Here is a 26,056-nt window from a genome sequence, read left to right as displayed (position 1 = left end):
CTGTAGTAAAATTAGTCATGAGAAAGTCCTCCTATAAAATTTCGGTTGTGGTAACTTTAATTTTACAGAATGGACTTTCTTTTTATCTACCTAAAATTTCTATTTACACAAAATATTTTACGCTATCAATTTGACTTAAGACTTCTCCATCTACTTCATCTACATAATTATCAATATGAGTATTTTTCTCAATATATGCTTGTTTTTGCTCCTCGGTATGGTTCATATTAAAAGCATAGCTACCTAATGTGTGCACTTTTTCAATATCTTTTTTATCCGTTACTTTACGTATCATGTGGTTTCCTCCCTTTAATAAGAAATAATCATATCATCGTCGTCGTCAGACGGATTAGCTGCAACTAACTCTACTACCAGTTTATGAGGGAGGCAAATGCTCGTTTGACCTGCCCTTGATATCCAGCCAGTTCTTACAGCAATTTGATCAGGACTATTATCCTCTTTCACTCTGATTCTAGTGCCTTCCATCTCAATTATATTATATTTATTTTTACCAGGATAATAAGTTTTTTCAAAATGTTTGGTAGAGTCATTTAATTCAAAACGATCAACTTCTTTACCATCTATTTTTATAATCGCAATTAAGCCATTCTCATCAGTATTTCCTTTTTGATTCATGCCAAAAACAATTAATGGCGTAAAAGATAACAAGACTAAACAGACAATTACTACCCCATCCATAAAGCGCCATTGTTTTCTTAATTCTTCCCATATTTTCATTCAAAGGGCTCCTTTGTTCACTTATTGACAGACTCTTCTAGTAAGATAACTTTATTTTAACATAACGTCAACTCTTCTTTGTAATCAAACGATTGCCTAGCTTGTGAATTAAGCACTAAAGTTGCTATTTTACTCACCATTACACTATAATAGTTTGGTACAAACTAGTAGGAGGAAAAAGACTGTGTCAAAATATCAAGTATTATTATATTATTTCTATGTTCCCTTAGAAGACCCCGAAGGCTTTGCTGCTGAGCATTTAGCTTTTTGTAAATCAATTAACCTTAAAGGACGTATCTTAGTTGCTAATGAAGGAATTAACGGTACCTTATCAGGTTTAACAGAAGACACTGAAAAATACATTGCTCACATGCGTGCTGACGAAAGATTTAAGGATATCTTCTTTAAAATCGACCCTTCAGAAGAACAAGCATTCAAGAAAATGTTCGTTCGTCCTCGTCCAGAGTTAGTTTCTTTATCTTTAGAAGACGATATTAACCCTCTTGAATTAACAGGTGCCTATCTTTCTCCAAAAGAATTTAAAGAAGCTATCTTAGATGAAGACACTGTAGTCATTGATGCTCGTAATGATTATGAGTACGACTTAGGTCATTTCAAAGGTGCTGTTCGTCCTGACATCCGTTCATTTAGAGAACTTCCTCAATGGATTCGTGACAACAAAGAACAATTTATGGATAAACGTGTTGTTACTTACTGTACTGGAGGCATTCGTTGTGAAAAATTCTCTGGTTGGTTAGTCCGTGAAGGCTTTAAAGATGTTGGACAATTACATGGTGGAATTGCAACTTACGGTCGTGACCCTGAAGTTCAAGGTGAGTTATGGGATGGTGCAATGTATGTATTCGACGAACGTATTAGTGTACCAATTAACCATGTGAACCCTGTTGTTGTTGGGAAAGATTGGTTTGATGGTTCACCATCAGAACGTTACGTTAACTGTGCTAACCCTGAATGTAACCGACAGATTTTATGTTCTGAAGAAAACGAAGCAAAATATGTTCGTGGTTGTTCTCACGAGTGTCGTATTCATGAACGTAACCGTTATGTTGTTGAAAATAACTTAACCGTTGATGAGTGGAAAAATCGTGTTGAAGCATTAGGCGAAACCTTCACAACATTAGTTAATCAATAAAAAAGTTGAAAATGCTATTTAAATATGGCACAATAAATATATATCAAATCGTACAAGGTTGGGCGTAAGCTTCAAGGTGATCTCTTTCAGGGCGGGAAGAGGCCCTTTTAGCTTACGTCTTTTTTTGCGAAAATTTTAAAGGAGAGTGAAGTAAATATATGTTAATGGAATTATTATTGTCATTAATTTTAATTATTATTGGAACTAAACTAGCTGGTCACTTATGCTCGAGAATCGGGATTCCTGCCGTTATTGGTGAGTTACTAACTGGTGTTATCTTAGGACCAGCCCTTTTAGGCTTAGTCTTACACACAGAAATGATTTCGATTTTTGCTGAGATTGGTGTTATTCTACTGATGTTCTTAGCAGGACTTGAAAGTGATTTAGACAAATTAAAAAAATACCTGAAACCATCTGTTATGGTTGCCCTTTTTGGTATTGTTTTACCTATGATTTTTCTAAGTGGAGCTGCCCATCTCTTTGATATTTCATGGAAAGAAGCCCTATTTATCGGCGTTATCTTCAGTGCCACTTCTGTTAGTATCTCCGTTCAAGTGTTAAAAGAATACAAACGACTTGATACAGCTGAAGGCTCTGTAACTTTAGGCGCTGCTGTAGTGGATGATATTGCTGTTGTTTTGATTGTGAGTCTTTTCAGTGCCTTCTTAAACATGGATAGCGGTTCATCTGTTGGCGGTGTCGGTTTACTTTGGGACTTACTAGGAACTAAGATTTTATTCTTCTTAGGATTATTCTTATTTGCTAAATATATCTTAAATCCTCTCATTAGCTTAACTAAAAAAATTGTGGCTGTTGAAGTTGAAACAGCTTTAGGTTTAGTACTATGTTTTGCTTTTGCTATTATTGCCCAAAAGGTTGGTATGAGTGATGTGATTGGGGCATTCTTTATCGGATTACTTCTTTCTAAACATGAAACAAAACATACCATTGAGCATAATACTTCAGTTATAGGCTATTCATTATTTATCCCTGTTTTCTTTGTATCAATTGGATTAGATATTGAATTATCAGCATTTAAAGAGTATGCCATTCTAATTATTGTCTTCACTGTATTAGCTACTTTAACAAAACTAATTGGTGGTTACATGGGTGGACGTTTAACTCATTTAGATAAAGATCAATCACTTATCGTAGGAGCTGGAATGGTATCTCGTGGTGAAATGGCTTTAATCATTGTTAAGATGGGAGAAAGTTTAGGACTTGTTAGTGCAGGTCACTATTCAGCCATTGTTGTTGCTATTATTCTAACAACTCTATTCTCACCTCTTCTAATTAAATTTGCTATTGAAAGAGCAGAAAAGAAAAAATTAGCTTAAAAATAAAAAGATGTTGCTAGAATTAGCAACATCTTTTTATTTTAATCTTCGTCATATTCATAATCATAGTCGTAATCGTAATCATAACCGTAGTCATAATCATAATACTCGTCGTCTGAGATTTCAACATCTAATAAGACACTTAAATGACGACTCATTAAAACATAAGCTTTCATTTGGTTAGCTAAACCTGTTTCCATTTTATATTTACGTGAGAATAAACTTGGTGATTTTACATCATCTTCAAAGTCTCTCTTGAACTTTTTGAATTTCTTCATTTTGGGTTCAACGTATTTATAAAACTCTTCGGCTTTGCCTTGTTCTAATAATTCAGGAAGGTGGTCTAAGTATAACTCATAGACTTCATAGTCTTTTTTCGCTATTTTTGATTTTCCTTCTTCATCTTTGTTATCTAGTAACTCATCGATACCTTCTTCGATAGTTTCAGGATTGTAGTTAACTAAATCATCTACTTCATGATAATCGTAGTCGCTGTCATCATAATCATAATCATAATCTGACTCTTCATCATCGTAATAAGTATCTTCACTTACTGTTTCAACTTTTTCATCTTCTTTTGGTTCTTCCACTGAAACAATAATGTCCTCAACAGGTGCTACAACTTCTGTTACAGGAACCAAACTAGCTGTGATATCTAAATCCGTCATAGGTTCTTTTTCAGCTAATTGAGCTAATAAAAGTTTGTTTTTTTCCGTCAATGATAAAACTTCTAATTCTAACTCACTGATTCTTTTTAAAGATGCTTGATAGTTTGTTTCTAAAGCTTCTGTATTTTCTTGCCAAACAGATTGAGAGTCTGATTGGTTAGACATTAATTTATCTACCAATTGTTTTTGTTGTGCCAAACGATCTGATAATCGTTTGATTTCTTGTTCTTTATTATTTAAGAACTGCTCTTTATCATTAGTAATTTGTTGAACTAAACGTTCTTTTTCACGTTCTTCAGCTAACAAACGAGATTGCCAATTCGTTTCAATTTGTTTTTTATCTAAGTCATTCTTTTGTAGTCGTTGTTCTAACTCAATTAATTGAGATTTTAAATCAATTAATTCCGTGTTGCGAGCTGCTTCTACTTCAAGACTTGCTTTATAAGACAAGGCTAAATCCTCTTTCTCCATCGAAAGAGTATTGTAGCGAGTTGTCCATTCTTGATTCAGCATTCCTTTTTCCAATTCTAATTGTTGCAAGGCATCTTTTACACTTGATAACTCTTTAGTCGTTTCTAATAATTCTTGATGAATTTTTTCTTCAAATTGTTGGTTCTCTTGAATAACTGCTCTTAACTCTTGATTTTCATATTGAGTACGCTGTAATCTTTGACGTAGTTCTTCTTGAGAATTTTCAGTCTCTAACAACAATTGACCTAATTCAGATTTAATACGTTGAACTTCTTGTTGATCACTTAATTCATTTTGCTTATACATATCTAAGTCATGTTTTAACACGTCATTTTCTTCCAAAGTATGTTGCAATTGGAAATGGCTCGATTCTGCTAATTTATCATAGTCCGATTGCAAACCATTAATATAGCGTTCGTTTTCCATAACTAGACTTTGTAAACGTTGGATTTCTCTTTGTTTATCCATTAAATCTTGTTGTGTTTGATTTAATTTTTGGCTAGTATGTTCCAAAGTTTCTTGAACTTGATTGTATAATCCATTTATTTCTTCGTTGTTATGTTTAGCGCCTGAAAAATTTGATAATGAATCTTGCTGACGAGTTAATTCTTTACGTAAATCATTTACTCGATTAGATTGAGATTGATCTCCAAATATGTCGTTTTGCAACATCATTTGCAGTTCATTGTTTTCATGTTTTAACTGATTAAATTTATCAGAGAAATCATAAGTATCATGACTTACTGATGCCATTTTTTTTGCTTGTTTTTCTTTAATTTGGTTATATACTTGATTTAACTCAACTTCAAGTAATTCTGTAATAGTTCTCTTAATATTACGTAATTGAGTATTAGAGAAGATATTCGTTGCATCAAACGTAATATAAATAATTGTTTCATTTGAGCCAATCATATCCGCAAAAGCTCTTTGAATACCATACAGAGGAAAGATAGATTGCCATTCTTTAAAGATAATTTGTGAGGCGCTATCAATTTGCTTAGGTGTTAACTCTAGACCTGAATAAGTTACTCTTAACTCTAATTGATGTACTATGCCACTATTATATTTTAATGGTAATAGGACAATGCTTGAATGATTTGGTTTTTTTACTTCTTCTTGATGTATTTGAACGTCTATGTTTAGTTTTTCTGACAACATAAACCGTTGCCCCCTTTCAACTTTTCCTTATCTAAAAATATTTAGCCTAATCATACTAATAGTACCTTTTTAAGCAAGTTCTGTAAAGATGTTTTGAACATAAACAATAGAATAGTCCCAACAAATTGATTAATTAAGGTAATAAAAAAACTAACTAGATTAAACTAGTTAGTTTCTCGATTTCTGTTAATAACAATTACTGCTCCACCAATTAATGACAACCCAATAAACACAAATAAGAAATCTGCTTCTGTTCCTGTTTTAGGTAAATAATCGTTAGTATCATTGGATGAAGACGGGATGGTAACTTTTATTTCTTCTTTTTTTTCTGGCTTTTCTTCTTCAATTTCTTCTTCCGGCTCACTGCTCTTAGGTCTTAAATCACCAATGACAGTCATGTTTCCGGTATTTTCACCATTAATGGTTGTTTCATCACTACTAGCATTTGCCGTTGTCGTTACTATCATAAAAATCGATAGGCACATTAGTAATTGAAGGTGCTTCTTTATTTTTTTCATAGATGACAACCTCGTAATCTTAATAATCAACAAGTTTGTTACTTATTATTACTAATTATTTTTCATTACCTTCTTTAGCAAGTGCTTTGAATGTAAACACAACATGAGATTCAACGAACGCTTTATCACCTAAACCAGTTGTATCTCCGACTTCACCTGTGAAAGAGAAATTCAATGTATCTTTTGTATTGATTTTTCCTAAACTATTAGCTCCTGGATCTACCGAAGAAACACCTTCTGTAGCAAGATTAACTTTCATTTTTTCTCCTGCTGGCTCTTCAATGTTCAACTCTTTTAATGCTGCTACTGCTCCTGCATCACTCTTAGCCGCATCAATAATATAATCTGAAACTGTAACATTAACGTGACGTCCTGAATTATTAGTAATTGTATATTTTGGAGATGTAATTTTGTTTTGCTCACCTTGACCAAAAATTGTAGACGTTGGGAAGGTTACGTTAATCCATTCATCGCTTCCTTCTTCGATTGGAGTTTCTGGATTTTCGTTATCAATTTCACCTAAGTTTCCACGTACTTCCATTTTACCGCTATTTGATCCTTTTACGTTACTTGTTCCCTTTGGATCATTTACCTGATCTGCTAATACTTGGCCTGCAAATCCTATTGTCATTAATCCTACTAAAGCTGTACCTACTAATTTTTTGTTCATCATGCTTATTTCCTTCTTTCTTTTCTTTTTATTTTTTTGTTTTTCTTTTATGGGTAAATCTTTGGTTTATAACTTTTGAAACTCTCGGTATTTCCTTTTTTGACAAACTATCAATTCTTCACTTCAACCTCCATTTCAGCGGCTGTTTGGCCTTTAAATTCTTTGGTCTTTGGATCATAAATTGATACTTTGGCAGTACATTCATACTTACCTTTTGGTAAATCTTTACTTAATGTGCCTTCTGTTACTTCAAATCCTGGCTCAATGGCACCTGATTCATAAATAACATCACCACTTTTATTTTCAACGACTTCTACTGAAATCGGAAAAGCATTATTAGCTTCATTCTTAATATAAATGTTCCCTTTACTTTTACCATCAGGGAAACTCGCTTCTGGTAAAATACTTAAAGTAAACTCAGATTCATCTACAGCTTTTTGAGCAGCTTTGGCTAATTCTTCTTTAGACATTTGTTTAGCGTCTTTTCCTTCTGGTAAGAAGTTTCCACCCATAATCTGATTTGATGGTTTGTTCATTACTTTATAGGCAATACCACCACCTACTAGTAACAATAATAATACGATAGCTGCAATAATCTGCTTTTTCTTTTTAGTTAATCCTGTTTGTTGTTTACTGCTATTACTTTTCTTTACCTTACGTTTAGTCATTCTTTCTACCCCTTTTTAAATCATTTACTTGATACATTAAGTATATAAGAAAATAAATTTTCTAATATTACTTTTTTGTCCGTTTGTCAGACAATTTAATTAGGAATAACTTTAAACTTAAACTGCATTTGGTAATGAACAATTGTACTTTCATTTAAATTACCAAAATAAGTACCTGTTAACCCAATCGATGTATCTTGACCAGGAGCTAAGGTTGTTATCGTTTGATCTTTGGTACTTTCTGTCAAACTCTTAATCACTTCAGTACCATTTGATGTCACATTTAATCTAGCTGATTGTTGCGTCTTACTTGGATCTTTATCTTTACTAGTTAATAATTTAACATCTGATTTTTCTTTTTTAAATTCAGATAAACTCACTTCTGTTGATACATTGTCTGAATTATTTTTAATACCATAATTTTTAGAAGTAATATTTTTACTATTACCGTCTGTTCCAAACAATAGTTCTGTTGGAATAGTCATATTAATTAAGTTGTCTGCTTTTTCATAAATATACTGAATAGTATCTTCCTTTGTAAAGCTTGGTACTTTACTAGTATTTGGTTTGTCTTTTCCAGGTTTTTTCCCTGCTGCTAACCAACCTGCATAAGAATAAACCTCATCCCCAACTGTAATATAGTTCTCTGGAGTCGGAGTATAACTTGTTCCAAAATTAAAATTGCTCATCTTAGGTTCTTTGATTTTTTTACCTGCAACATCAAAATACGTTTCAGTTAATTGCGGATTCACTTGATACTTAACTTCATACGTTGTTTTAAATTCGCCACCTGTGCTTAATTTTTCATAAACATTCATTTGTGTTGTTTTAATACCACTTGTTTTTGTATCTACAGAAGCATATTCAAAACGGTAATCATTTGTATTTGTGATATGCTTTGGAATAGTCATAGCCTCTTTAGCTGTTTTATTCATTTCTTCAATAGTTGTATTAATAGAAACAACCGGCATTTTTGAATTAACTTCTAATTGATTGAAATTCATTAGTCTGAAACCATTTTTGGTCATTTCGTAGTATGCATCTTCATATCCTTCAGTTTCTAAAACTAATTGTTCATCCCTTACTGCCCATGTTCTTTTACCATTAGAATTAGTTCCATTTTCTTCCAACATTGTAAATCCAAAAACATCACCATACTCTAAATCTGTCCTTTCTAACATTTTATTCCATTTTTCCATATTTTCTCTTGGTGTTTTATCAACGCCTGCACTTGTTCCATCTACAAACAATTGTTTTTTTATATCGCCACGATAAGCTGAAATTGTAGGGTCAATTGTTATTGGATTTCTTGAAAAACCTGTACCTTCATTAGCTACTAAATAAGGTTTTGAGTTATTTTCTAGCAAACTAATCGATGTTGAGATATTCGATCCACTTGTTGATTTACTAGCAATTGTATTTCCCCATAAAATTTTAGTAGTCGTATTTCCCACTAAATTGTTACCTTCTACCACTACTTTAATTTTTGTTTCTTGATTGCTAACTTTCATTGTATTAAAGGTGTTTTCAATTGTCACAGTATAGTCTTTAGGATCCAATTCTTTAGTTCCATCCGATACACTTTTTATATAATTATTAGGATTAATTGACTCAATTGGTGTTCCTACAGGAATTATATTCTCTTTAAGTTCAATACTATAACCTTGTTCTACTTCATAAGAAATAGGTAATAATGTCATAAACTCTCCACTTGTAGCTAATTTTTCATAAATTTGGATATTCCCTGTCTTTTTACCACTTGTTTTAGTATCAATATCTTCAGCTACAAATCTAAAATTATTTTTATCTTTTCCTTTTAAATCAATTTTTTCAGCTACTTGCTTATCAATAGTGTCTTGTGTATCTCCAGTTGTTAAATCTAATGCTAAGGATTGATTATCTTCCACAATTTGATTTAAAGTCATTAAACGAAATCCATCTTTAGTCATTTCATAAAATGCTTTATCATAGCCTTCTGATTCTTTAACTAATTTTTCATCTCTTACTGCAAATGTTCTGATACTTTTTTCTTGAATTTCCGGGTCACCATATTGTCTTGTTTCATACGTCAATACATCACCATATTTAAACTCAGTATCTTTAAATCCAACTAATTCTGTATTACCATTCCACCATTTACCACCGTTATTTAATAAATCCATTGTTTCTTCTGGGTTACCTTTTGGATAGTAATGACGTGAATAAAACACTTCATTACTTTTATCTGTTGAACTACGGTAAACATTGATATAACTAAGTGAACTAGCATTTTTTCCAAAACCAATACCTTCATTTGCTATTAAATATGGATTTTCTAAATCATGTAACATACTAATCGATACATCGGTTTTTTCTTTTTCTGACCCATCCTTACTTGATCCAATTGTATGCCCCCAAATGACATTAGTTTTAGTTGTTTTAGAGACTTCATTATTGCCAATCTTCACTTTGATTTTTGTATCTTGACTACTTACTAAATTAGTATTAATCGAATTTTCAATTGTTGCTGTGTAATCTTTAGGACCTAACTCTTTTCCACCATCAGTTACACTTTCAATATAATCACTTACTTTAATGTCCTTACTAGGTGTTCCTACTGGAATTGTGTTTTCTTTTAATTTAACAACTACATTTTGTTCTACAACATAGTCAACATCTTTAGAAATCATGAACTCACCAGCATCTTTTGTGTCTAATTTTTCATAAATATTGATTTTACCTTTGTTTTTACCTAGTTTAGTTGTGTCTACATCTAACTCATATCTAAACTTATCAGTATCTTTAATATGCGCAGGAATTATAACAGCTGATCCAGCTTGTTCATTAATCTCTTCTTGACTTGCACCATATTCGAAAGTTAATGCATTATTTTTAATGCCTAATTGATTAAGTTGTAATAAACGATAACCGTCTTTAGTTAATTCGTAATAGGCATCTTCATACCCTTCTGTTTCTCTTACTAGTTCTTCGTCTCTTGAAACATAAGTATTCATTCCTTTAAATGATTCAGAAAACCTATCAAACACATTTTGTTTTAATACATCTCCGTACTCAAAATCAATTGTATCTAGTTTAGGTTGCCAAGTTTTAATTGCATCAAATTGATAAGACCATGAGAGATCTTCTCTTTCTGAAAAAAGAATCGAATCTGCATTCTTACGATAAATTTGTATATCATTTCCAGAACGAACTCTATTATTATTACCTGTACCGTAAGTCATTTTAAGATACGGATTTTTATTATCTTCCAATAAACTGATTGAAGTCATCATTTCACTGTTAGCGCTACTCTCTGATCTACTAACAATCGTATTTCCCCATAGTATATCAGCTTTCGCTGGAAATACTCCTGAAATATCAGTATCTTCATTTAGAGTTACTTCAATTTCAATCACATCATCTACACCTATATAGAATGTATTTGGAACAGCAACAAACTCAGCTGTATATTCATCTCTATCTAGTTCTTCGCCTTCGTAAAATACTGATTCAATAAAATCGTATACATCGATATTCTCTTCTTTTTCACCTAATAAAATAGAGATATCCTCTTTCATCTCAACTTCTAGGGGTACTTCAATGACAGTAAAAGGGATTTCGTAAATTTGTTTCACTTCTTTATTTTGAGTGTAACTTGATGTTTCTGTTACCTGAACTTTCCCACTACTTTTTCCTTCTTTATTTCTTTTTGGATATTCTATAAATTTGTCTACTTCTACACCATCTGGTATTTCTTCAAATAAATCATCTAACATATTGTCTAATTGTTCATCCGTCGTTCGTGTTGTAATAGTTTGTGGAACTACTTTTAACGGCATTGTTGTGAACGGTTCTAATCCCTCTTTAGTCACTTTATAATAAGCATAACCATCTTTATTGGCATAACTTAGCTTTTGAGTGTTAGCCTTGTTCGAAACATAAAACTTATTATTAGCAGGTTCAGCGCTCCATGTTCTAATTATGCTACCTTCATTTACCCGTAAGTTTTTCCATCTGTTTAAAACGTCGCCCTTTTTATCATTCCCTTTTGCCACAACTGATTTATTTGGATTTTCAAAATTACCTAAAAAAGAAAAAGCTTCTATTTTATAATATTCCTTATCTCCATAACTACTATTTATAACATCATTTCGGCTCCCAATACCACTATTAGCTGAAATTTCTACATCGTAATAATTTTCTATTACTGGGTAGGTTTTCACATTATGAGTAAAAGCTCCTGCAATTCTTCCCTCTGATTCAAAAACAATACTATTCCCATAATTTAGTTTATATTTATTATCAATACTTACTCGATTTTCACTATTAGCTTTATCAACTACTGAACTTATGTACCATCTTTCTACATCATGCGAAGCATCAATTGCATCTGTGTCTCCACCGAATGCTGTGTGCATCATGAATTCTCCAGGATTGGCAGTTTTTCCATCTATTTTTATAATGCCTTCATTCAAATACGCTGTATTAAAAACATCTTCATCTGCACCCAATGGAACCCATATCACTGGACTAGTTGCAGTTATTGTTGATCCTCTCGGTGTAGCAACAAATTCACTTGGGCCAATTACTACATCTTTATTTTCTGATTCACCTGATTCAGGTATAAATTTAGTTTCATTTTCTTCTAGTGTTTCCTCAGTAATAATCTCATGTGTTGAGTTTTCTAAAAAGCTAGTCTCAGTTGTCGCAAGGACTGTGATCCCAACGCTAAATTGTGAAACTAGAATAATCATTAAAGCTATAATCGTTATTTTTTTATTCTTCATTGGTTTCACCTGCCTTTCTTTGTTTTACTTGATACATAAAGTATATCTAAATTTTCTTTTTATTTTTTTTGTTATTTGTCATTTGAACCGACATTTTCATTTATTATTTTTACAAAATTATTATATGAGGTTATTCCGTCTATTTACATGTATAATATACCATGTTATCTATACATATGTTTCATTTAACTATTAAACTTGTTCATTTATACTTTTTAAGGCACGTTTATTAATTTATCACACAACAGCTGTCATTAAAAATAAAAAAAGACCTTCTTATAAAAAAATAAGAAAGTCTTTTGGCTTATTCATATAAATCTAATTCATATAACTCTTTAAACTTAGCATTATTAGCTAGTAGTTCTTTAGGACTACCTTCCATACTAATTTCGCCATCTTCTAAGAAGATAATACGATCTGCATAGCGAGTACCAACTAAATGGTGAGTTATCCATAAAACTGTTTTGCCTTTTAATACCTCAAAAACGGTTGTTAATAATTGTTTTTCGGTTAAAGGATCTAATCCAATAGTTGGTTCATCAATAATAATAATCGGCACATCTTGTAGCAAAATACGTGCTAAGGCTATCCGTTGTTGCTCTCCACCAGAGAATCGTTTACCACTTTCTTCTACTATAGTATCTAGTCCTTGTGGTAATTTTTGAATCACTGGCCCCAATCCTGCTTGAATTGCAGCTGCTTCAACAGCTTCATCCGTTGCATTAATGTTACCTAAACGGATATTATTACGAATAGTCGTATTAAAAATATGCGGTTGTTGATTCAAGACACCTATCACTTCTGATTTTTGTCTTCCTAGCTCAATACTCTTCACATCACCAATTAAAATCTCTCCTGAATTAGGTTCCAAATCACCTCTAAGAAGTTTTGATAAAGTCGTTTTACCAACGCCACTTTTTCCTAAAACAGCTAAAACTTCTCCTTCTGGAATCACTAAATTTAGAGATTTCAATAATTGTTTTTGTTCATTACCATAACTAAAATCCACCGCTTTAAATTCAATTTGACTATTAGCTATAGTTAGCTCTTTTTCTACTACCTGCTCTTTCGACATATCTGGTAAAGTAGACAACCTTTGAACCGTATCTTCATAAAGCGGTAATTCTTTAAGAGAATCGGTTACAGGAGCAAACGCATCAATTAACGGGAAGAATGCTAACACAAAAGCTGCAATCCAGTTACGTGCTTCTTGTCCACCAATTTCACCAAAGTAAGTCCCTGACCAAAGGATTAAGACAATCACAATTAAGCCAAAGAAAAATTGTTTGATTAGGCCATCTCTTCGTGAGTACTGTTTCATAGCTTTATCTTCCACTCGAACTTTGGCTTCTGATTCATCATAGCCATTTAAAAATTCTTGGTAACGACCGCTGTACTGCCAATCACCAACACCTAAAACAGCATCCGTTAAATCATTATAAAGAACATGTCTTTTTGCTTTTTGACGATACACTCGCGCATTATTGACTAAGACTGATGTTAAAGGTAACACAATTAAAATCACACCGATTAAAAGTAACATAGCTAAAGCTAACGGAATTGAAAAAATTCCTAAAGCAATTACGATAAAGACATAGATTAAAATAGCCACGATTGCTGGGAAAATAGTTCTTAAATACAGATTTTGAATATGATCCACATCTTCTGCTAAAATTCCTAGTAGACTTCCCGTCTGATAATCTTCTTTTGATTTTTCAGCACGAGACTCCATTGATTGATACAATTTCAACCGAATATCTGATGTCATCTTTAATACCCAGTTATGACTACCTAAACGTTCAGCATAGCGTAAGCTGGGTCTTGCGATACCAAAACCACGTGTTAAAACAATAGGCACATAAACCATTAAAATATTTTCAGGTTTTGCTGCTGACTTACTAATTAACAAACCTGATGTAAACATCAAAGCTGACGCTGCAAAGAAAGTTAAAAAACCTAAAAATAAAACTAAAGCTAACAACCATTTATATTTCTTAAAAAATGGGCGTACCCAGTGATCTTCTTTTGAAAGTAATACATGTTTCTTTTCCATATTACTCTCCTTTCAGTTGCTCTACAAAACGATTGTAGGCCCCATTGTTTTCTCTTAACTCTTGATAAGTCCCTTGCTCAACAATAGAACCATTTTCCATGACAATGATGTAATCCATCTCTTTCATCCAATGAAGTCTATGTGTCGCAAAAAATACTAAATGATTATCAAATAATGGTAACATAGTGGCTTTTAACTCTGCTTCTGTCTCTACGTCCAAATGAGCTGTTGGTTCATCAAATAATAGAATTTGACGACCTTGGTCTAAGAAGGCTCTTGCAATAGCAACTCGTTGTAATTGTCCGCCACTTAAGCTATGACCGCCATCTCCGATAATTGTTTCTAAACCTTCTGGTAACTCTTGAACGACTTCTAAAAGACCTGATTTTTCAACAGCTAATAATATACTAGTTTCATCTACATCTGGTTGGTAAAAACTAATATTTTCTTTAATCGATGCATGGAAAATATAAGGATCTTGAGGAACGTAGAGCAATTGGTCTTGCCAACTATCAACTCTTAAATGACTGAAAGCTTCTTCATTAATCTGAATACTTTCTTCCTTAGCTTCTAAAAAGCCACCTAGTAATTTAATTAAAGTTGATTTTCCTGAACCTGATAAACCGACAACACCAATTTTTCCGTAACCTTGCCAATTAAAATTAATATTCTCTAAGGTGTTTTCTGACGCTGCTTCGTCATACATAAGAGATAGATTCTCAATAGTTAACTTATCTTCTTTACTCCAAGTATTTAAAACAACTGGCTTACTTTCAGAGAATTCTTTTTTATCTAAGATAGCAAAAATAGATTTTAAGGTATTACCACCATCTAAAGTAGCATGATAATCACTTGAGAAATCTCTTAAAGGTAAAAAGAAATCAGGTGCTAAGACTAGAGTTGTTAACGCTGGAAACAGTAACATATGACCATTCATCAATTTAAAACCTAAAAAGACAGCCACAATAGCTACTGATAAAGTGGTAAAGAAATCTAAAGCGAATGTTGATAATATCGCTATTTTTAAGGTACTCATCGTGGCTTTACGATAATCTTCACTGATGCCGTACACATTTTTTTCATATTTTTTACTCAAACCTAAAAAGTTCAAAGTTTGAAGTCCTCTTAAAGAATCTAAAAAGTGATTACTTAATAATTGATAGCCTTCATACTGACGATCAGCTTTGGCTTTAGCGGCATATCCTAAAATCACCATAAAAATAATAATAATAGGAAAAACAAGTAACAAAATAATTCCTGAACGAATATCTTGAGTTAACACAAATAAAAAAATCACCCATGGAACAATCATCATATTCGTGATTTTAGGTAAGATTAAAGTCAAATAATTTTCAATTTGAGAGACACCTTCAATGGCCATTGTTACCATATTTCCAGTTCCTTCTTTTTGGACAAAGTTAGGTCCTAAACGAAAGACTTTATCTAATAACTGCTTGCGGACAATTTGAGATTGTTCATAAGCATAATTATCTAAATAACGATCTCTAAAAAAGATTAAAACTTGGCGTAACATAAAACAAATAAAAAAAGCACCCATACGAGTGTATTGAGCTGATAGTGGCTCACCACCCCATAGTTCACTAATAGCAAAAGATAAAAAATAAGCTTGGCCAATAATCAATAAGGCTTGCAGGACACCTAGTCCTGCAAGCCCTATTAAGACTGGCCTAATTTTTTCAATTCGAAATAAATTCTTATCAATCAAACTAGGTACGTCTCCTTTATGATTTAGTAATTGTCTAAAACATCAATTGAAACACGTTTACTAAATTGTTTGTATGTCCATGAAACATAGAATAAAACAACTGGTAATAAACAAACAGTAACGATTGTCATTACTTTTAATGTGTAAGGTGTACTTGATGCATTTTCAATTAATAAATGGAATGCTGAATCTTGAGCAATCATTACTCGAGGGAATAATCCGTTAAATAAGAAGGCTACTAAGCCAACAAAGATTAAACCAGTTGAAATAAATGAAAATCCTTCTTTATCTTTGTAAGTTCCATAAGCTGCCATTACAGCAAATAAAACAATTGCTACTAAGATAATTAATGAAGAAACCATTCTTTCTTTAAAGAAATCTGTATCAATAAATGATAATACGGCAAATGCAACTAAACCAACAAACAATACTGGGTAAAGTTTTTTAGCTTGAGCGTTTGCACGCTCTCTAATTTTTCCGTCAGTTTTTAGACGTAAGTAGTTTAAACCATGTAAGTAAGAAATTAACGTTACCGCAACTCCACCTACAATAGAATAAATATTAACATAATCAGTAAATGTTGCGTTCATTACGTTTTTAGTTTCATCTAATGGCATACCACGCACTAAGTCCACAAACATCATTCCTAAGAAGAAAGCTGTTAAGAAACTACCAATACATAGTGTCCATTCCCATAGATTACGTTCACGAGCTGTTTCAGAACTTGATCTAAATTTAAATGAAACCCCACGGATAATTAATCCCACTAAAACTAAGATTAAAATGTTATAAAAACCACTAAATAATGAAGCATACCATTCTGGGAATGAAGCAAACATTGCTCCCCCAGCTGTAATTAACCATACTTGGTTGGTTTCCCAAATCGGTCCAATTGTATTAATTACTTGGTCACGTTCACGTTTGTTACGTGCCAATGTTTTCATTGCCATCCCTACACCAAAGTCAAATCCTTCTAAAAAGAAGAAACCTGTGAAAAGAACTCCAATGATTAAGAACCATAAAAGTTGTAAAGTACTCATCTTAGAAGGCCTCCTTTGCAAAAGGATCAATAGCTTCTTTACGTGCTTCTGAAGGACTTACATAGTAAGGACCTTTTTTCAGGTAACGTTTTGAGTAAACTACCATAACCATTCCTAAGAATAGGAATAAACAGAAGTAAACAATATTACTAAATAATAATGAACCTGTTGTTACTCCAGGAGAGACACTATCTGCAATCGTGAATAATCCGTAAACTGTCCAAGGTGCACGTCCCATCTCTGTAATAATCCAACCTGTTGAGTTTGAAATGAATGGGAAAGCAATCCCAGCTGTGAATAGCCACAGTAACCATTTCATATTCATAATTGAATCTTTACGTAACAACCATAATCCTACAATAGCCATTAACGCCATTAATGTACCAAAACCAGCCATAAATCTAAATGACCAGAATAATGTTTTAACGGGTAAGTAATAGTCCATATCTTCTCCAAATTGAGCGTCATGCTCTTTATGAAGATCGTCATTAACTGAGTTCATTCCTTGATAGCTATCTTGTCCACCTAAGATACTTAACATAGCTGGAACTGAGATATGCCATTTAACATCTTTGTTCTCAGTATCAATCCCTGCAACAATTGTCCAAGGTGCTTTACTGCCTTCAGTATCATCATAGATACCTTCCATTGCAGCAAATTTCATTGGGTGATCAGCTGCTACAGCATTCATCTGTGCATGACCTGCTCCCATTGTTAAAACTGAACCAATTAGTCCAATAATCAATCCAAAACGCATTGATTTTTTAAAGAATTCCGTATCTTCTTTACGTAATAATTTCCAAGCTGAACAGCCTGCAATCACAAATCCACCTGTTAAAATTGCTCCGAATAATACGTGAGGTAATTGTAACCATAATTGATGGTTTTGTAATAAGCCGAAGAAACTTGTTAATTCAGCTCTTCCTGAAGCTTCGTTAATGTTGAAGGCTACAGGATTTTGCATAAAGGCATTAGCTGATAGTATCCATAAAGCTGATAACATTGTACCGATTGATACTAACCAAATGAATGCTAAATGTAGTCCTTTACTAAATTTGTCCCATCCAAAAATCCACAAACCAATAAAGGTTGATTCCATGAAGAAGGCTAATAAGGCTTCCACAGCTAGTGGTGCACCAAAAATGTCTCCCATGAATCGTGAATATTCTGACCAGTTCATACCGAATTGAAATTCTTGAATAATACCAGTAACTGCTCCTACTGCAAAACTAAGTAGGAAAATATTTCCCCAAAACTTCGCCATATCTTTATAAATTTTATCTTTTTTAACAACATACATTGTTTCTAAGATAGCTATAGCAAATGCCATACCAATTGATAAAGGTACAAAGAAGAAGTGGAAAACGGTTGTCATACCAAACTGCGTTCTTGCCAGCGTCAATAAATCCATGATTTATATCCTCCCCTTTTTATAATTTAATCACAATCAATTATACCCCATACAAATAAGACTTTCAAAGTAAATTTGAAAGTCTTATTAAATAATAACAATTCTTATCTGTTATCTCATGGTCACAAATTCTTCTGCTCCAGTTGGATGAATCGCTACTGTATTGTCAAAATCTTCCTTCGTAGCGCCCATCTTTATTGCTACAGCAAAGCCTTGGAGCATTTCATCAACACCGACTCCAACACCATGAAGTCCCACAATTTTTTCATTTTCTCCCACACAAACTAATTTCATATAACACTTTTCTTTATAATCTGTTATTGCATATTGCATAGGATTAAATGTTGATGTATAAATTTTAATGTTATCGTTCATAAAATTGTCTCGTGCTTCTTTTTCAGTTAAACCAACTGTTCCAATAGTTGGATGAGAAAAGACAACTGTTGGAATAGTATTATAGTCTAAATGGGCATTAGTTTTGTTATTAAATAAGCGTTCTGATAATCTTCTTCCAGCTGCGATTGCCACTGGCGTTAAGTTAACTTTATCAATGACATCTCCTACAGCATAGATACCTGGTGTCGATGTCTTCTGGAATTTATCCACTTGGATAGCTCCCCATTGGTTTACTTCAACTCCAGCTTTTTCTAATTGAATATGACGAGAGTTAGGTGTTCTACCAATTGCCCAAATAATTTCTTCTGCAACAATCGAAGTACCATTTTCAAATACGAGTTCATATCCTTCAGCTACTTGTTTCACTTCTTTTGGTACAGAATGTGAATGAAGATTGATTCCTTGATTTTTGTAACTTGTCATCAATCCTTCAATGACTAACTCATCAAATTCACGTAAGAAGGTTTCTTTTCTAAAAGCTAGATGGGTTTCAGTACCCAGACCATGTAAAACACCTGCAATTTCAACTGCAATGTATCCGGCTCCTACAACTACTACTGATTTTGGTTGTTCAGTTAAAGCAAAAAAGCCATCTGAATCAATGCCGTATTCACTTCCTGGAATATCAGGACGAACTGTTTTTCCACCTGTTGCTATTAAAATATGAGGGGCAGTATAAGAAGTACCATTAACTTCAACTGTTTGACTATCAACAAAAGTCCCGTAACCATTAACAACTGTTACGCCATTTCCGGCCAAACCTTTCATATACAAACCATGTAGACGCTCAATATAAGTCTCACGATTTTCCACCAAACGAGAAAAATCAAAATCATCAATTGTTACATCAAAGCCATATTCTTTTGCTTGTTTTAACATAGTCGTTCTCATCTCTGAAGCTGACCACATCACTTTTTTAGGAACACATCCCACATTGACACAAGTTCCACCAATATGATTTCCTTCAATTAATAATACTTTAGCGCCATGCATCCCAGCACGATTGGCAGAGGCGATACCACCACTACCTCCACCAATAACGATATAATCAAATTGTTCCATAATTTCCACCCTTATTTTCTTTTTCTTATCATATCTCCTGGTTTAACGGGTGACTCAACTGGCATTTTAACAATCATCATAGCATTTGGAGCCTTTTCAATCTCTTCATCTTCTTCATTCCACATTTTTGTAATGGTTTGATGACTATGAGTAAATCCTGGTCCATAAAATTCAATTTCATCATTTAATCTAAAATGATTACGTTGTCTGATAGTTGCTATTTTTGTTGCTTCATCATAGCTAAGTACTTCTCCGATAAATTTAAACACAGGAATTTTTCTTCTTTTACCAAATAGTTGTTCTTCTTCTGTTGGTGTGTGGTAATAAAATCCAGTCGATAACTCTCGTTGAGCTACTTTCCATAATTCATCAATCCACTCCTGTTTACAGACATAATTTTCCGGGTCTTCCATATAGCTATCCACTGCTTTTTTGTAAACATTAGATACAGTAGACACATAATGAATTGACTTCATTCGTCCCTCAATCTTTAGACTATCCACACCATTCTGAACTAAATCAGGAATATGCTCAATCATCGACATGTCAACAGCACTCATTGAAAATGGTTCTTCTACTTCACCTTTATCAGTCAAACTACGACGTTCTTCACCAAAAGGCATATCAAACAAATCATATTTCCAACGACAAGATTGTGAACAACCACCACGGTTAGCATCACGATGAGACATATGATTAGATAAAGTACAACGACCAGAATAAGAAATACACATCGCTCCATGAATAAAAGCTTCAATCTCTACATCTGTATTCTCACGAATCGTTTTAACTTCATCCATTGAAACTTCTCGACCTAATACAACACGCTCCAAACCTTCATTTTTCCAAAACTCTAAAGTTTCAAAGTTAGTTGCTGAAGATTGTGTTGATAGATGCACGGGTAAACCAGGTGCTTCTGTAATACAGATTTCAATTAAAGCTGGGTCAGATACGATTACCGCACTAATTCCCACATCTCTTAGCTCTCTGAAAAATTCTCCTGCTCCTTTAGCGTCAAACTCATGAGTTACCATATTAGCCGCTACATAAACTTTAGCATCATGTTCTTTCGCAAAAGCCACGCCTTCTGCCATTTCTTCATAAGAAAAGTTACCAGCTCGACTTCTAAGTCCGTACGCGTTTCCGCCAATGTAGACAGCATCTGCTCCATAAGTAATAGCTACTTTTAGTTTTTCTAAAGTTCCAGCAGGTGCTAGCACCTCGGGTCGTTTTAATTTAGTTTTAGTCATATTCTTTTACTCCTTACCTAATATCATCTGGATTTAAATAATAAAATCCTGTGTCTAGTTCACGTGTTTTGGGATGAGCTGCTTTTACTAAATCATTTAATTTAGTCGCTTCTTCTTCATTCCAATTACCTGATTCAATTAATTCTTTCGCTTTAATAAAATAAGAAACAATCGTCACATAAGAATCTCCTGGTGTATAAATCCCATCTAATTTCCAATGTGTTAAACCAATTTTGTTAAGTTCCTCTAATTCCATACATAAGTTCACATCATTTGTTGCAAATATATGAGTCCCATGTTCATCTTCATATATTGAATAATGAGTTTCTGTTTCCTTAGGTTCTGAAATAAAGAGATTTCGGCTCTTACTTGTTTTCTCATCTAATTTTGTAAAATTTAAATAGTTTTGAACTAAAGGACGTTTAGATTGATGGATACAAGTTGCCCCATAAACTAACATCTCTCCAAAAATAGTTAAATTATCAGCTAATACTTTTAATTCTTCATAAGGTATTTCTCGTGCTAAGACTGCTCCTACTGCTCCACGGTCACCCCAAAAATTGATTTGGCGTGAACTCGTGACCATTGTAGCTGCATCATAAATAAAAGGTAAGGCATAATTATCTCTACGTAAAACATGAATAACTCCCGGATCACCAACGACGATTTCATCCACTTGAATGGACTCTAAAAAATCAAGATACTCAGGTATTAAAGTCATTTTTTCAGGATGCATAATCGCATTCACTGCAATACGAGCTTTTTTCCCTTTCTCATGAGCTAATTGTACTAATTCCTTTATTTCTTCTCTAGTAAAATGCTTTGGTAGACGTAAGCCAAATTGGCTATCGCCAAAATACAAACAGTCTATATCTAATTCTAATAATGCTTTAGCTTGTGTTATCGACTCTACTGTCGTTGTTATTTCAATCATTTTAAGCTTCTCCTTCATTTTCTAATCAAGGTTATCCTACCACAGCTCAATAAGATTGACAATAACATCACAAGTTTAATAATAGTAAGTTAAATAACATCATGCTTATAAATAAAGAAAGACTAGCCATTAATAGCTAGTCTTCTCTTAAATATTAATTGAATTAAATATAGTTTGTGATATTACTACTTATTTTTTTGTGCTAGGAGTCACTTTAACTTGGATTTCTCCCTTAGCAGCTCCTACAACCACTTTACTATTAGGTGTTATTTCACCTAACAACAACATATCACTTAAACGGTCTTCTACTTCTTTTTGTAAAGCACGTCTAATCGGTCTTGCTCCGTACTCTGGGTCAAATCCAGCTTTACTCACGACTTCAATAGCTGCTGGTGTTAATTTCAAATCAATTGCTTGATTCTTTAATCGCTCTACAATAGATTGACTCATAATCTTCACAATACTATTTAACTCTGTTTTTGATAATGGATGGAATACTAACATTTCGTCCACACGGTTTAAAAACTCTGGTCTAAAACGTTTCTTAAGTTCTTCCAAGACACGAGATTTCATGGCATCGTAATTTTTTGATGCGTCTTTTGCTGCAAATCCAACTGTCTTCTCGTCTCTTAATGCTGTCGCACCAATATTAGATGTCATAATTAGAATCGTGTTTTTAAAGTTAACTTTGCGTCCTTTAGAATCTGTTAAGTGACCATCATCTAACACTTGAAGTAAAATGTTAAAGACATCTGGATGAGCCTTTTCCACCTCATCTAACAAAATAACAGAATAAGGTTTCTGACGGATTCTTTCAGTTAATTGTCCGCCTTCATCATAACCAACATATCCTGGAGGAGAACCAACTAAACGACTTGTGCTATGTTTTTCCATAAACTCTGACATATCAATTCGAATCAATGCTTCTTCTGAACCAAACATAGTCGCAGCTAATGTTTTCGCTAATTCGGTTTTTCCGACTCCTGTTGGTCCTAAAAACATAAATGAACCAATTGGACGATTAGGATCACTTAAACCACTACGAGAACGTCTAATGGCTTTAGAGATTGCTTTAACCGCTTCGTCTTGTCCAACTACACGTTTATGTAATACTTTTTCAAGCTCAAGTAAACGTTCAGTTTCTTTTTTCTCTAGTTGATCTAATGGAATCCCTGTCCACTGAGCAACTACAGATATAATAGCTGTTTCACTTACTTCTGTTTGATAAACGCCTTCCAATTCTTGCTCTTTCATTCTAAGTGTTTCTAAGCGCTTAACAGCTCGTTGTTCTTTTTTACGTAAATCAGCAGCCTTTTCAAAATCTTGTGCTAAAATTGCAGCTTCTTTATCTAAAATCAAATCATCTAATTTGTTTTGCTGTAAGACTAATGGAGATGGTTTATTTGCCATTTCAAGTCTTGCACGAGCAGCAGACTCATCAATTAAATCAATCGCTTTGTCTGGCAATTGACGATCACTAATATAACGAGTAGATAGGTTTACAGCCGCATTAACTGCTTCATCTGTGATTTTTACTTTATGATATTCTTCATAGCGTCCACGTAAACCAAGTAAGATAGCTTCAGCTTCTTCTGGAGTTGGCTCATCTACTTGAATCTTCGCAAAACGTCGCTCTAAAGCAGAATCTTTTTCAATGTATTTTTGATACTCATCTAAAGTTGTAGCACCTATTGTTTGAAGTTCACCACGAGCAAGCGCTGGTTTTAAAATATTTGAGGCATCAATTGCACCTTCCGCTCCACCTGCTCCAATCAATGTATGTAACTCATCAATGAACAAAATAACATTGCCATCACGATAAATTTCATCAACAACTTTTTTTAATCTATCCTCAAATTCACCACGGTATTTAGTTCCTGCTACAACGGCTCCCATATCTAACATCATTAGTCGTTTACCAAGCATTTCTTTCGGAACTAAACCATTAATAATACGTTGAGCTAATCCTTCAGCAATAGCTGTTTTCCCCACACCTGGTTCGCCAACTAATACAGGATTATTTTTAGTTCTACGGCTCAATACTTGAATAAGTCTCTGTACTTCTTTTTCTCTTCCAAGTAATGGATCTAATTTTTTTTCTTTTGCTAATTGTGTTAAATCACGTGCTAAAGAGTCTAAAGTCGGCGTTCCTTCTTCTTGTCCTTTGGCTTGTTGGCTCCCCTGTTTTCTCTGAGCCTGCTTATTGTTTGAATCTAATATACCAATCTTTTTATACACTAGATTTTTAATTTTTGATAAACTCAGGTCTAAATTCGTTAAAATTCTAGCACCCAATACTTCTTCGTCTCTGATTAAAGCTAATAACAAATGTTCAGTTCCAATGCTTGGTGCATGAACTCTCTTAGCCTCAATAGACGCATTATTTAAAATTTCTTTCGTTCTTGGAGAATAAGGTAATAATTCATCTACTTTCGATTTACGCTTACCATATTCAATCATATGCTCTATTTCTTCAATTACTTGTTGCTCTTCAATGTCTAAGCTGCGTAAAACTTTACCAGCAATACCTCTAGATTCTTCAAGCAATCCTAATAATAAGTGTTCAGAACCAACTGCATCCTGCTGAAAATATTTAGCGTGTTTTTGAGCAAGCTCCAACGCATTTTTTGATCTACCTGTAAATAATTCACTCATTCAAGTCACTCCTTCTCTTCATACGTCAATCGTTCTAAAAGCTCTAACATCATATGAGCACGTAAACGATTATTATCTGAAATACTCATAATGCTTTTATTTCCCAATAAAGTTTTTATTAGTTTCAATTCTCTTAAATCAATAAATTCATTCATAAATAACTGTTCCAAAATCGCAAAAGCATCACTTTCAGTTAGTGACTCTTCAATTGATTTTGCAAGATGAAGTAAATAGCTACTATTTTCCATTAAATTAATTTTAACGATTCTAATATAACCTCCACCACCACGTTTACTTTCCACTTTGTAACCTTGTGGAACTGTAAATCGTGTTTTAATAACATAATTAATCTGAGAAGGCACACATTCAAATAAATCAGCCATTTCAGAACGACGAATTTCAATTTCTTGATTTCGTTCCAATATTTCTTTTAAATAAGATTCAATCAAATCTGACATATTACGATTGTCCATTAAGAACACCACCTTTTCATTTATGATTGACTATCTCTGACCTTAATTATACAAAAGTATCACAAAATAATACATCAATACGCCTAAAATAATAAGAAAATAAAAAATGACTCAGAACTTTTATGTTCTAAGTCATTTTTTTACTGTTTAATCATATGCCGAGGACCGGAATCGAACCGGTACGGAGAAAACTCTCCGCAGGATTTTAAGTCCTGTGCGTCTGCCAGTTCCGCCACCCCGGCTGGAACTTAAAAAGCGGAAGACGGGGTTCGAACCCGCGACCCCCACCTTGGCAAGGTGATGTTCTACCACTGAACTACTTCCGCTTAAAGAAGTGCCGGCTAAAGGACTTGAACCCTCGACCCTCTGATTACAAATCAGATGCTCTACCAACTGAGCTAAGCCGGCGCGTTTATTTCAAATGACCCGTACTGGGCTCGAACCAGTGACCCTCTGATTAAAAGTCAGATGCTCTACCAACTGAGCTAACGAGTCGTCATTTAAATGGAGGTTAACGGGATCGAACCGCTGACCCCCTGCTTGTAAGGCAGGTGCTCTCCCAGCTGAGCTAAACCTCCGGTTTAACGCAAAAAGCATGGCGACGTCCTACTCTCACAAAGGGAAACCCTTCACTACCATCGGCGCTAAGAAGCTTAACTTCTGTGTTCGGCATGGGAACAGGTGTATCCTTCTTGCCATCGTCACCACACTTGCGTGCGTTTATTTAATTGAGTGATTATCCACTCAAAACTGGATGTTTTTAGTTAGACTACATTATTTTCTTTCACCGGTTTTTCTTTGGTTAAGTCCTCGACCGATTAGTACTAGTCCGCTCCGTACATCACTGCACTTCCACTTCTAGCCTATCTACCTGATCATCTTTCAGGGGTCTTACTTTCTTAAAGAAAT

18 protein-coding genes, 5 tRNA genes and 2 rRNA genes are annotated in these 26,056 nt (G+C 33.7%); 2 read left to right on the top strand and 23 right to left on the bottom strand.

Going from position 1 to position 26,056, the window contains the following annotated elements; translation table 11 throughout:
• Positions 1-103: 103 nt before the first annotated feature.
• The gene (locus ACODH8_RS13455) at positions 104-295 is read right to left on the bottom strand and encodes a hypothetical protein (protein WP_420517769.1); all 192 of its coding nucleotides are present in this window, start codon (positions 293-295) and stop codon (positions 104-106) included.
• A gap of 14 nt (positions 296-309) precedes the next feature.
• Positions 310-738, bottom strand: a complete 429-nt coding sequence (locus ACODH8_RS13450; protein WP_332467101.1) for a NusG domain II-containing protein — start codon at positions 736-738, stop codon at positions 310-312.
• Positions 739-922: 184 nt separating this feature from the next.
• On the opposite strand from ACODH8_RS13450, the gene ACODH8_RS13445 reads away from it, so the two are divergent.
• Complete coding sequence (locus tag ACODH8_RS13445; RefSeq protein ID WP_332467100.1) at positions 923-1,891, top strand: rhodanese-related sulfurtransferase; 969 nt, start codon at positions 923-925, stop codon at positions 1,889-1,891.
• A 158-nt stretch (positions 1,892-2,049) separates the two neighbouring features.
• Complete coding sequence (locus ACODH8_RS13440; RefSeq protein ID WP_332467099.1) at positions 2,050-3,228, top strand: cation:proton antiporter; 1,179 nt, start codon at positions 2,050-2,052, stop codon at positions 3,226-3,228.
• 41 nt (positions 3,229-3,269) lie between these two features.
• Here ACODH8_RS13440 and ACODH8_RS13435 read toward each other — a convergent pair whose 3' ends face one another.
• From ACODH8_RS13435 to ACODH8_RS13335, 21 genes are all read right to left on the bottom strand, one after another.
• Positions 3,270-5,525, bottom strand: coding sequence for a hypothetical protein (locus ACODH8_RS13435; protein WP_420517768.1), 2,256 nt, complete (start codon positions 5,523-5,525; stop codon positions 3,270-3,272).
• Between the two features lie 164 nt (positions 5,526-5,689).
• Positions 5,690-6,043 carry an LPXTG cell wall anchor domain-containing protein gene (locus tag ACODH8_RS13430; RefSeq protein ID WP_332467097.1) on the bottom strand — a complete coding sequence of 118 codons (354 nt, stop codon included), beginning with the start codon at positions 6,041-6,043 and terminating at the stop codon, positions 5,690-5,692.
• A gap of 55 nt (positions 6,044-6,098) precedes the next feature.
• Positions 6,099-6,716, bottom strand: coding sequence for a hypothetical protein (locus ACODH8_RS13425; RefSeq protein ID WP_332467096.1), 618 nt, complete (start codon positions 6,714-6,716; stop codon positions 6,099-6,101).
• A gap of 107 nt (positions 6,717-6,823) precedes the next feature.
• Complete coding sequence (locus ACODH8_RS13420) at positions 6,824-7,381, bottom strand: hypothetical protein (RefSeq protein WP_332467095.1); 558 nt, start codon at positions 7,379-7,381, stop codon at positions 6,824-6,826.
• Between the two features lie 95 nt (positions 7,382-7,476).
• Positions 7,477-12,147: a hypothetical protein gene (locus tag ACODH8_RS13415; RefSeq protein ID WP_420517767.1), complete on the bottom strand. Its 4,671-nt coding sequence runs from the start codon at positions 12,145-12,147 to the stop codon at positions 7,477-7,479.
• A gap of 304 nt (positions 12,148-12,451) precedes the next feature.
• The gene (cydC, locus tag ACODH8_RS13410) at positions 12,452-14,200 is read right to left on the bottom strand and encodes a thiol reductant ABC exporter subunit CydC (RefSeq protein ID WP_332467093.1); all 1,749 of its coding nucleotides are present in this window, start codon (positions 14,198-14,200) and stop codon (positions 12,452-12,454) included.
• A gap of 1 nt (position 14,201) precedes the next feature.
• Positions 14,202-15,926 (bottom strand): thiol reductant ABC exporter subunit CydD, encoded by a 1,725-nt coding sequence (cydD, locus tag ACODH8_RS13405; RefSeq protein ID WP_332467092.1) that lies wholly within the window; start codon positions 15,924-15,926, stop codon positions 14,202-14,204.
• A gap of 23 nt (positions 15,927-15,949) precedes the next feature.
• Complete coding sequence (cydB, locus tag ACODH8_RS13400) at positions 15,950-16,966, bottom strand: cytochrome d ubiquinol oxidase subunit II (RefSeq protein WP_332467091.1); 1,017 nt, start codon at positions 16,964-16,966, stop codon at positions 15,950-15,952.
• 1 nt (position 16,967) lies between these two features.
• Positions 16,968-18,377, bottom strand: coding sequence for a cytochrome ubiquinol oxidase subunit I (locus ACODH8_RS13395; protein ID WP_332467090.1), 1,410 nt, complete (start codon positions 18,375-18,377; stop codon positions 16,968-16,970).
• A gap of 111 nt (positions 18,378-18,488) precedes the next feature.
• Positions 18,489-19,835: a glutathione-disulfide reductase gene (gor, locus tag ACODH8_RS13390; protein WP_332467089.1), complete on the bottom strand. Its 1,347-nt coding sequence runs from the start codon at positions 19,833-19,835 to the stop codon at positions 18,489-18,491.
• 11 nt (positions 19,836-19,846) lie between these two features.
• Positions 19,847-21,085 (bottom strand): U32 family peptidase, encoded by a 1,239-nt coding sequence (locus ACODH8_RS13385; RefSeq protein ID WP_332467088.1) that lies wholly within the window; start codon positions 21,083-21,085, stop codon positions 19,847-19,849.
• A gap of 13 nt (positions 21,086-21,098) precedes the next feature.
• The gene (locus ACODH8_RS13380) at positions 21,099-22,019 is read right to left on the bottom strand and encodes a peptidase U32 family protein (RefSeq protein WP_332467087.1); all 921 of its coding nucleotides are present in this window, start codon (positions 22,017-22,019) and stop codon (positions 21,099-21,101) included.
• A 189-nt stretch (positions 22,020-22,208) separates the two neighbouring features.
• Positions 22,209-24,674 carry an ATP-dependent Clp protease ATP-binding subunit gene (locus ACODH8_RS13375; protein WP_332467086.1) on the bottom strand — a complete coding sequence of 822 codons (2,466 nt, stop codon included), beginning with the start codon at positions 24,672-24,674 and terminating at the stop codon, positions 22,209-22,211.
• Positions 24,675-24,679: 5 nt separating this feature from the next.
• Entirely contained in the window at positions 24,680-25,147 is a 468-nt protein-coding gene (locus tag ACODH8_RS13370) for a CtsR family transcriptional regulator (RefSeq protein ID WP_332467085.1), read from the bottom strand.
• Between the two features lie 156 nt (positions 25,148-25,303).
• Positions 25,304-25,389 (bottom strand) — tRNA-Leu (locus tag ACODH8_RS13365).
• Between the two features lie 12 nt (positions 25,390-25,401).
• Positions 25,402-25,473, bottom strand: a tRNA-Gly gene (locus ACODH8_RS13360).
• A gap of 9 nt (positions 25,474-25,482) precedes the next feature.
• Positions 25,483-25,555, bottom strand: a tRNA-Thr gene (locus ACODH8_RS13355).
• Between the two features lie 14 nt (positions 25,556-25,569).
• Positions 25,570-25,642, bottom strand: a tRNA-Lys gene (locus tag ACODH8_RS13350).
• Between the two features lie 10 nt (positions 25,643-25,652).
• Positions 25,653-25,725 (bottom strand) — tRNA-Val (locus tag ACODH8_RS13345).
• Between the two features lie 15 nt (positions 25,726-25,740).
• Positions 25,741-25,856 (bottom strand): 5S ribosomal RNA (rrf, locus tag ACODH8_RS13340).
• An 89-nt stretch (positions 25,857-25,945) separates the two neighbouring features.
• Positions 25,946-26,056 (bottom strand): 23S ribosomal RNA (locus ACODH8_RS13335); the annotation flags it as partial.

The organism is Vagococcus fluvialis, from assembly GCF_048815235.1.
Taxonomy (GTDB): Bacteria; Bacillota; Bacilli; order Lactobacillales; family Vagococcaceae; genus Vagococcus.
The sequence above is the reverse complement of the archived record's forward strand: the minus strand, read 5'-3'. Positions and strand labels throughout refer to the sequence as shown.

What these genes read in the sequence shown, in the direction of transcription:
- ACODH8_RS13415 (WP_420517767.1), bottom strand. Translation starts at nt 12,147, where the DNA reads ATGAAGAATAAAAAAATAACGATTATAGCTTTAATGATTATTCTAGTT.
- ACODH8_RS13395 (WP_332467090.1), bottom strand. Translation starts at nt 18,377, where the DNA reads ATGGATTTATTGACGCTGGCAAGAACGCAGTTTGGTATGACAACCGTT.
- cydB (WP_332467091.1), bottom strand. Translation starts at nt 16,966, where the DNA reads ATGAGTACTTTACAACTTTTATGGTTCTTAATCATTGGAGTTCTTTTC.
- ACODH8_RS13425 (WP_332467096.1), bottom strand. Translation starts at nt 6,716, where the DNA reads ATGATGAACAAAAAATTAGTAGGTACAGCTTTAGTAGGATTAATGACA.
- ACODH8_RS13375 (WP_332467086.1), bottom strand. Translation starts at nt 24,674, where the DNA reads ATGAGTGAATTATTTACAGGTAGATCAAAAAATGCGTTGGAGCTTGCT.
- ACODH8_RS13455 (WP_420517769.1), bottom strand. Translation starts at nt 295, where the DNA reads ATGATACGTAAAGTAACGGATAAAAAAGATATTGAAAAAGTGCACACA.
- ACODH8_RS13435 (WP_420517768.1), bottom strand. Translation starts at nt 5,525, where the DNA reads ATGTTGTCAGAAAAACTAAACATAGACGTTCAAATACATCAAGAAGAA.
- ACODH8_RS13440 (WP_332467099.1), top strand. Translation starts at nt 2,050, where the DNA reads ATGTTAATGGAATTATTATTGTCATTAATTTTAATTATTATTGGAACT.
- ACODH8_RS13430 (WP_332467097.1), bottom strand. Translation starts at nt 6,043, where the DNA reads ATGAAAAAAATAAAGAAGCACCTTCAATTACTAATGTGCCTATCGATT.
- ACODH8_RS13380 (WP_332467087.1), bottom strand. Translation starts at nt 22,019, where the DNA reads ATGATTGAAATAACAACGACAGTAGAGTCGATAACACAAGCTAAAGCA.
- ACODH8_RS13450 (WP_332467101.1), bottom strand. Translation starts at nt 738, where the DNA reads ATGAAAATATGGGAAGAATTAAGAAAACAATGGCGCTTTATGGATGGG.
- gor (WP_332467089.1), bottom strand. Translation starts at nt 19,835, where the DNA reads ATGGAACAATTTGATTATATCGTTATTGGTGGAGGTAGTGGTGGTATC.
- cydC (WP_332467093.1), bottom strand. Translation starts at nt 14,200, where the DNA reads ATGGAAAAGAAACATGTATTACTTTCAAAAGAAGATCACTGGGTACGC.
- ACODH8_RS13370 (WP_332467085.1), bottom strand. Translation starts at nt 25,147, where the DNA reads ATGGACAATCGTAATATGTCAGATTTGATTGAATCTTATTTAAAAGAA.
- ACODH8_RS13385 (WP_332467088.1), bottom strand. Translation starts at nt 21,085, where the DNA reads ATGACTAAAACTAAATTAAAACGACCCGAGGTGCTAGCACCTGCTGGA.
- ACODH8_RS13420 (WP_332467095.1), bottom strand. Translation starts at nt 7,381, where the DNA reads ATGACTAAACGTAAGGTAAAGAAAAGTAATAGCAGTAAACAACAAACA.